The organism is Mesorhizobium sp. M1273 (assembly GCF_040318195.1).
Classification (GTDB): Bacteria; Pseudomonadota; Alphaproteobacteria; order Rhizobiales; family Rhizobiaceae; genus Mesorhizobium.
In genome coordinates this window covers 100,827-107,936 of the sequence record NZ_JAMYLV010000020.1, presented here as the reverse complement: position 1 = coordinate 107,936, position 7,110 = coordinate 100,827, and the positions used below count along the sequence as shown (strand labels likewise).

Sequence of the window (7,110 nt, the reverse complement as noted above, 5' to 3'; positions counted from 1 at the left end):
CGCCACGCGCTGGTAGTCGAACATCAGCTTCGCCCGCTGTTTGGCTTTTACTCCGCCCTGACGGTGCCGAGCGCCGTCTATGGCAGTGACAGCGACTTTGCCGGCGGCAAGCTCGTAGATTCGCTGGTTCTGGCGCGGGCCGGGCAGGCGGTGGACCAGTTCGCCACCCTGGTTTCGGCACGGCAGCCGAAGCGCCAACAGGTCAGTCTGGCCTCAGCCTAAGGGGCAGCGAGTCGTAGACATCCCTGGTCCTTAGGTTAGCCAGACCATACGAGAGAATGCGAAGGAAATGGGTTGGCGAACCCTCCGCTAACATATTGATTTCCCAACAGGGAACGTTGACCCCGCAGGTCGAAGGGTCGCATTTGTTCGCCATGGCATCGTTCGCGCGTTGGAAGCGATGTTAGCATGCAGGCGAGGCATGATGAAAACGGGGAAGGTCTCATGAGTTTCGATGATATCGATCTCAATTTGCTGAGAGTGTTCGACGTGATGATGCGTGAAAGGAGCGTAACGCGCGCAGCTGCCGAATTGGGAAGAACACAATCAGCTGTAAGTCATTCCCTATCAAAACTTCGGTATTTATTGCAGGACGAATTGTTCACGAGAGACGGGGGCGAAATGCGACCGACCCCTCGGGCAGTGGAGTTGCTGTCAGATATTTCTGCTGCGCTGGCTACGATCCGCGCGTCGATCGACCGGCATCAGATCTTCAATCCAGCAACGACGCGACGCAACTTTCGCGTGGGACTCACTGACTATCACGCCATGATATTCATCCCAGGGCTCATACGGGAATTTTCGAGGCAAGCGCCTGGCGCGACGCTGAACGTCATTCCCGCAAACGGACCCGAAATCGGTTCATCGGTCTATTTGAGACAAGTCGACTGTGCGCTGACGGGAGCGGCAATACGCGACGACCCAGGTCTCTTGAAGGTGGAGCTTGGCCAGGATCAATTGTTTTGCGCGGTGTGGAGTGGAAGCAAGATCGCCAGGAACGCAATGACACTGGAAACATATTTGGCCAGTTCTCACCTGCAGATTTCCGCAGATGGTCTGGCAGAAGGCCTCGCGGATGCCGCCCTCAAGCAGCATGGTCTCCGGCGCAATGTCGTTGCGACCATCTCGAATTATCTGGTGCTGCCCTGGGCGCTTCGCGGCACTGAACTGATTACCCATTGCGGCGATGCCATCCTGCAAATTCTGGACGAGAGGAGTGAGGTGACGTTGGTCCCGCCGCCCCTTGCCATATCGAATGTGAATGCCTGGCTCATTGTTCACCGCCAGATGGCGAATGACCCGGGTACCAAATGGCTCCGGGAAATAATTATGAGCATCTACAACGAGTCGCGGACCGAGAGAGACCAAGGGTCAACCGTCGGAGCACCGGGGTTGGCTGCACCATAGGTCGCGCGCGCCGTCGCTCATTCGATTAGCCCGCCCCAAGCAAACTAGCCCGATCAGCACTCAAGCTGCCTTTCACCCGAGAGCGAGCGCCTCCTCAATTATGAATGGCGCTCATTTTTGCAATGAGAACAGTCAATTTGACGAATAGTCATACTTGAGGCCACATTCCCTTCAACAAAAACAGGGGAATACCGAAATGAGATCGATGTTCAAGGGCTTTCTTGCCCTCGCTATCGCGTGCACCGCCTCCTCGGCGTGGTCCGCAACCCTCGACAATGTCAAAAAGAATGGAGTGCTGACGTGTGGCACAAATTCGGCCACGGCTGGCTTCAGCCTTCCCGATAATGAAGGCAAATGGACCGGATTTGTGGTCGACTATTGTCGCGCCGTGGCCGCTGCCGTGCTCGGGGATGCGCAAAAGGTTAAGTTCATCCCATTGACGCCGAAAGATCGCTTCACCGCCTTGCAGTCGGGGGAGATCGACGTTCTTGCACACAACGCAACATGGACATCGTCGCGCGATACGTCTCTCGGCATACTTTTTGCGGGGACGTACTTCTATGACGGTCAGGGATTTATGGTGCGCAAGGCGGACAACATCACATCAGCCAAGGGGCTCGAGGGCGCATCGATTTGCGTCACCCAAGGCACCACGACCGAGTTGAACCTTGCCGACTATTTTCGCTCGCAGTCGATCAAGTACACCACGGTTGGTTTCGCCGACGAGGAAGCTGTCGTGAAGGCTTACGAGGAGGGGCGTTGCGACGTCCTGTCGGCGGACACCTCTACCTTGAACGCATCGCGGCTTCGCATGGCCAAGCCGGACGACAGCATCGTTCTTCCCGAACTGATCTCCAAGGAGCCGCTTGGCCCGGCAGTGCGGCAGGGAGACGACCAGTGGTTCAATGTGGCGAAGTGGACGCTTTACGTCATGGTGGCCTCCGAAGAATACGGGGTCACCTCCAAGAACGTTGATGCTATGAAGTCGTCGGACAATCCCAGCATCCGCCGTCTGCTTGGCGTGGAAGGCAGCATCGGCAAGGACATCGGGCTCGGCGACGACTGGCCGGTCGAGGTGATCAAACAGGTCGGTAACTACGGCGAAGTGTTTGATCGGAATGTCGGCAAGGACTCCCCGCTGAAAATGGAGCGCGGCATGAACGCGCTCTGGAACAAAGGCGGCGTTCAGTACGCTCCGCCGATTCGCTAGGCAAAGCATGGTTGCAAGGCGCTTGCGCGTTACCGCCAGCGCCTTGCACAGATCCCGATAGGAACACGCCATGTCCGATTTGTCGCTTCCAGCGCCCTCGCGCAGGAGCCTATCGCTGCACGATACGAAAGTGCGCGGCGTTTTCTACCAGCTCTTGCTCGCAGGTTGCCTGTTGGCATTGGCTCTGGGCATCGGCATGCAGACCGCATCGAATATGCGGGTCCGGGGGATTCCGCTCTCATTCGATTTTTGGGGTGAGGCTGCCGGCTTCGACATCAATCAAACCCTGATACCGTACGATGCACTATCCACCTACGGTCAGGCCTTCTGGGTGGGAGTGGTCAATACCCTCTACGTCAGCTTCCTCGCAATCTTGCTGGCCACCTTGCTTGGCTTCGTCATCGGCGTTGCCCGCCTCTCGCCGAACTGGATCGTTTCGAAGGTGGCGACCGCCTATGTCGAGCTTGTGCGCAATGTCCCGTTATTGCTGCAGCTGCTGTTCTGGTACAACGCCGTCCTCAAGCCGTTGCCTTCCCCGAAGGCGTCCATCGCCATCCCCGGCGGCATCTATCTCAACAATCGCGGCCTCATCATTCCGGAGATCCAGTGGCATCCGGGGGCGGGGCTTGTGGGCCTGGCATTGGTAGCGGCCGTTTTCTGCTGCATTGCATTCTGGTTCCGCGCCAAGAGTGTCCAGAAACGAACTGGCAAGCAGCTGCCGGTATTTTTGGTCAGCCTGGCGACCTTGATAGGATTTCCGCTGATCGTGTTCCTGGCGGCTGGCGAGCCGGTCTCGTTTGTCGCGCCGCAGCTGCGGGGTTTCAACTTTCAAGGCGGACATCAACTCTATCCAGAGTTTGCCGCTCTCCTGATCGGTCTGTCGGTCTACACCGGATCCTACATCGCCGAGATCGTCCGGAGTGGCATCCAGGCAGTGCCAAAGGGCCAGAGCGAGGCTGCGTATGCGCTGGGGCTGGCGCCGGGCAAGACGCTTCGCCTTGTCGTTGTTCCGCAGGCGCTGCGTATTATCATCCCGCCTTTGACAAGCCAGTATCTCAATCTAATCAAGAACTCGTCGCTTGCGGTGTTCATCGGCTATCCCGACCTCGTTCAGATCTTTGCCGGGACGGTACTCAACCAGACCGGCGCCGCCGTCCAGGTCATGGCGATCACCTTGTCCGTCTATCTCGTTATCTCCCTTGCCACGTCGTTGGCCATGAACGCGTGTAACCGACATTTTGCGATCGTCGAGAGGTGAGGCATGAGCGATCAGTCCATGCATTCGCCAGTTGTCAGCAGCGCGCTCATACCAGCGATGGCGCCCCCCGCTGACGTTTGGCCAGGTCCAGTGACCTGGATGAAAAAGAATCTGTTTTCGACGCCGTTTTCAGGCGCGCTGACAATATGCTTTCTCCTCTTCGCCGTGTGGCTGCTGCGTCACTTTCTGAGCTTTGCGATCTTCGACGCGGTCTGGAGCGGCGGTCGCGAGGCTTGCCGCACGAACAGCCAAGGAGCTTGCTGGCCTTTCATTGCCGAGAAGTTCGACTACCTGCGATACGGCGCGTACCCGGCTTCCGAGCGGTGGCGCGTTGATCTCGCACAGGCTATCGGCGCCATCCTCATCGTTTGGCTCCTGTGGACGAAGGCTCCGCGGCGCAAAGTGGCGGCGTTGCTATTCTTCCTTGTCTACCCCGTTGCCGCGTTCGTTCTCGTGCGCGGGGTCGCCTGGCTCCATTTGTCTGTCATCGATACGACGCTCTGGGGCGGTCTCCTGATCACGTTGCTGATGTCGATTGTGGGCATCGTCTTCTCGCTTCCGATCGGGGTTATCCTGGCGCTTGGACGCAGGTCCGAACTCCCTTTCGTCAAGGCGGTTTGCGTCACATTCATCGAAGTCGTCCGGGGGGTGCCGTTTATCACGGTATTGTTCATGGCGAACTTCATGATGCCGCTCTTCGTCCCGGACTATCTGACGCCTGACCGTCTCCTGCGCCCGCTTATGGCGATAGCGCTGTTCTCGTCCGCCTATATGGCCGAAGTTGTGAGGGCCGGCCTTCAGGCGATCCCGAAGGGCCAATACGAGGCGGCGAAGGCGCTTGGGATCAGCTACTTCGACATAATGCGCCTGATCGTCCTCCCCCAGGCGTTGACGATCGTCATACCGAGCATCGTCTCCACCTTCATCGGTCTGTTCAAAGACACGACTCTGGTCGCCATCGTCGGCATCGCGGATTTCCTGAAAGCCATCGAAACGGCGCGCGTCGATCCGAACTGGGCAGGCCCGACGATCTCATCAACCGGCTACCTCTTTGCGGGACTGGTCTACTGGGGCTTTTGCTTCGGCATGTCCCGTTACTCGCAATCGATGGAGCGCCAATTGGCGCGCGGCCACAAATCTTAGGACGCGACGATGATGCCACAAGCAATGTACGCATCGACGAAGGGACAGCCCTTCAACAAGGCGATGGCCATTGAACTGCGTGACGTCAACAAATGGTTCGGTTCATACCATGCGCTCAGGAACATCAACCTGTCGGTGCCACAGGGGCAGCGCATTGTGATCTGCGGCCCCTCGGGGTCGGGCAAATCGACGATGATCCGGTGCGTCAACCATCTCGAGGAGCATCAGTCGGGCGAGATCATCGTCGACGGCAAAGCGGTAACCGGGGATCTGCGCAAGATCGACGAAGTTCGCAGCAACGTCGGGATGGTTTTCCAGCACTTCAATTTGTTTCCCCACCTCACGGTGCTTGAGAATTGCACGCTTGCGCCTGTTTGGGTGAGGAAGATGCCGCGGACGGCAGCTGAGGAATTGGCGCGCCATTATCTGGAGCGCGTCAGAATTGCGGAAAAGGCGGACAGCTACCCGGGTCAGCTGTCGGGTGGCCAGCAGCAACGTGCTGCAATTGCCCGGGCTCTCTGCATGAACCCGAAGATTATGCTCTTCGACGAGCCAACCTCTGCCCTCGATCCGGAGATGGTCAAGGAGGTGCTCGACACGATGGTGTCGCTCGCCGGTGAAGGTATGACGATGCTGTGCGTGACGCATGAAATGGGCTTCGCGCGGGAGGTGGCTGATCGCGTGGTGTTCATGGACCGCGGGGAGATCGTCGAGATCAATACGCCCCATCAGTTCTTCACCAACTCCCGGTCGGAACGAGCGCGGCAGTTTCTGGCGCAAATCCTCAAATAGGGAAGTCCGCAGACGCAAAGCGGCCCGTAACCGTGGCAGTAGATTTTCCAGGTGAGTATCAAATGGCTTGTGCAGACACGCCCGCATCGGCGGTTGGGCAACAAAATATTGTGGGAATAGATTTCGACCAAATCCACGACCGCCAGCAATTCGGATCCGTCAAATGGGCCAACCAGTGGGACGAGTTCTCTCCTCAGGTGCAAGGCCAGGACCTGCTCTCCCTATGGACAGCGGATATGGATTTTCGTGCCCCGGAAACCGTCATCGCGCGGCTGCGCGAGGCCGCGGACCATGGCATTTACGGCTACACACGCCGCGATCCGCGCCACTATGAGATCGTGCAATCGTGGTTCACACGCCGGCACAACTGGTCGCCGATGCTGGAGACCCTGCTCCCCGCGCCGGCGATCATGCCGTCGGTCGCTGCGATACTGCGAACCTTCACGAAGCCTGGTGACGGCGTCATCGTTCAGTCACCCGTGTACTCGCCCTATTTCGAAGTGGTTCAGGGAAATGGCCGGATTCTGCTCACGAACCGGCTGAGGCTGCAAAACGACAGGTATGAACTCGATCTGGAAGACTTCGAGAAACTGGCGGCCGGCGGCGCCAAGGTGTTCCTGCTGTGCAATCCTCACAATCCTGCCGGAATGGCCTGGACACTCGAAGAATTGACAGCGCTGAACGACATTTGTGAGCGCCATGGGATTTTGGTCATATCCGACGACATTCACTGCGACATAAGGTTGTCGGACCACCCGCACATCGTCTTCTCCTCCATCTCGGACGATGCCGCGGAGAAGTCGTTCATCTGCACCGCTCCGACGAAGACTTTCAACCTCGCCGGGGTGCCTTCGGCAACCATTGCGGTGGCGAGCAAAAAGCGCCGCGAGCAGCTTCTTGCCGCGATGCAGGCCTCATTCATGGTAAATGCAAACTTTTTCGGCCGCCTGGCCCTGGAGGTTGCCTACAGCACCGGCGCGCCCTGGCTCGATCAACTCACATCCTACATCGCCAGCAACATTGATCTGGTTTGTGACTTCGCCGGCGAATACCTTCCAGGCATTACGCCCATGCGGCCCGACGCATCGTTTCTGGTGTGGTTGGACGCGTGCGCGCTCGATCGTAGAGTGGGTGGAATTCAGAAGTTCTTTGTCGATCAGGCCGGGGTCAATCTGTATGACGGCCGCGTCTATGGGCCTGGCGGCGAAGGTTTCATCCGCCTGAATGTCGGCTGCCCGCGTCCTCTGCTGCGCCGAGGGCTGGAGCGGATGTCCAGCGCGCTGGCATCCTTGTGACTGAG

7 protein-coding genes are annotated in these 7,110 nt (G+C 58.3%); all 7 read left to right on the top strand.

Features of this window, described 5'->3' with window-relative positions:
• Window positions 1–222 (top strand): NADPH-dependent FMN reductase family protein (locus NKH30_RS21010; protein ID WP_502911494.1); only part of this gene is annotated, 222 nt, incomplete at its 5' end.
• A 222-nt stretch (window positions 223–444) separates the two neighbouring features.
• The gene (locus NKH30_RS21005; protein WP_352818433.1) at window positions 445–1,407 is read left to right on the top strand and encodes a LysR family transcriptional regulator; all 963 of its coding nucleotides are present in this window, start codon (window positions 445–447) and stop codon (window positions 1,405–1,407) included.
• Between the two features lie 196 nt (window positions 1,408–1,603).
• A complete protein-coding gene (locus tag NKH30_RS21000) occupies window positions 1,604–2,617 on the top strand; it encodes an amino acid ABC transporter substrate-binding protein (protein WP_352503547.1) in 1,014 nt (337 codons plus the stop codon).
• A 70-nt stretch (window positions 2,618–2,687) separates the two neighbouring features.
• Window positions 2,688–3,875, top strand: a complete 1,188-nt coding sequence (locus tag NKH30_RS20995; RefSeq protein WP_352542699.1) for an amino acid ABC transporter permease — start codon at window positions 2,688–2,690, stop codon at window positions 3,873–3,875.
• 18 nt (window positions 3,876–3,893) lie between these two features.
• The gene (locus tag NKH30_RS20990) at window positions 3,894–5,018 is read left to right on the top strand and encodes an amino acid ABC transporter permease (protein ID WP_502911496.1); all 1,125 of its coding nucleotides are present in this window, start codon (window positions 3,894–3,896) and stop codon (window positions 5,016–5,018) included.
• A 63-nt stretch (window positions 5,019–5,081) separates the two neighbouring features.
• On the top strand, window positions 5,082–5,810 hold the full coding sequence (locus tag NKH30_RS20985) for an amino acid ABC transporter ATP-binding protein (protein ID WP_502904356.1): 729 nt from the start codon (window positions 5,082–5,084) through the stop codon (window positions 5,808–5,810).
• Window positions 5,811–5,872: 62 nt separating this feature from the next.
• Window positions 5,873–7,105 (top strand): MalY/PatB family protein, encoded by a 1,233-nt coding sequence (locus NKH30_RS20980; protein WP_352542702.1) that lies wholly within the window; start codon window positions 5,873–5,875, stop codon window positions 7,103–7,105.
• The last annotated feature ends 5 nt before the right edge of the window (window positions 7,106–7,110 follow it).

Excerpts from the sequence above, each read along its gene's own strand:
- NKH30_RS21000 (WP_352503547.1), top strand. The coding sequence starts at position 1,604 with ATGAGATCGATGTTCAAGGGCTTTCTTGCCCTCGCTATCGCGTGCACC.
- NKH30_RS20990 (WP_502911496.1), top strand. The coding sequence starts at position 3,894 with ATGCATTCGCCAGTTGTCAGCAGCGCGCTCATACCAGCGATGGCGCCC.
- NKH30_RS20980 (WP_352542702.1), top strand. The coding sequence starts at position 5,873 with ATGGCTTGTGCAGACACGCCCGCATCGGCGGTTGGGCAACAAAATATT.
- NKH30_RS20985 (WP_502904356.1), top strand. The coding sequence starts at position 5,082 with ATGGCCATTGAACTGCGTGACGTCAACAAATGGTTCGGTTCATACCAT.
- NKH30_RS20995 (WP_352542699.1), top strand. The coding sequence starts at position 2,688 with ATGTCCGATTTGTCGCTTCCAGCGCCCTCGCGCAGGAGCCTATCGCTG.
- NKH30_RS21005 (WP_352818433.1), top strand. The coding sequence starts at position 445 with ATGAGTTTCGATGATATCGATCTCAATTTGCTGAGAGTGTTCGACGTG.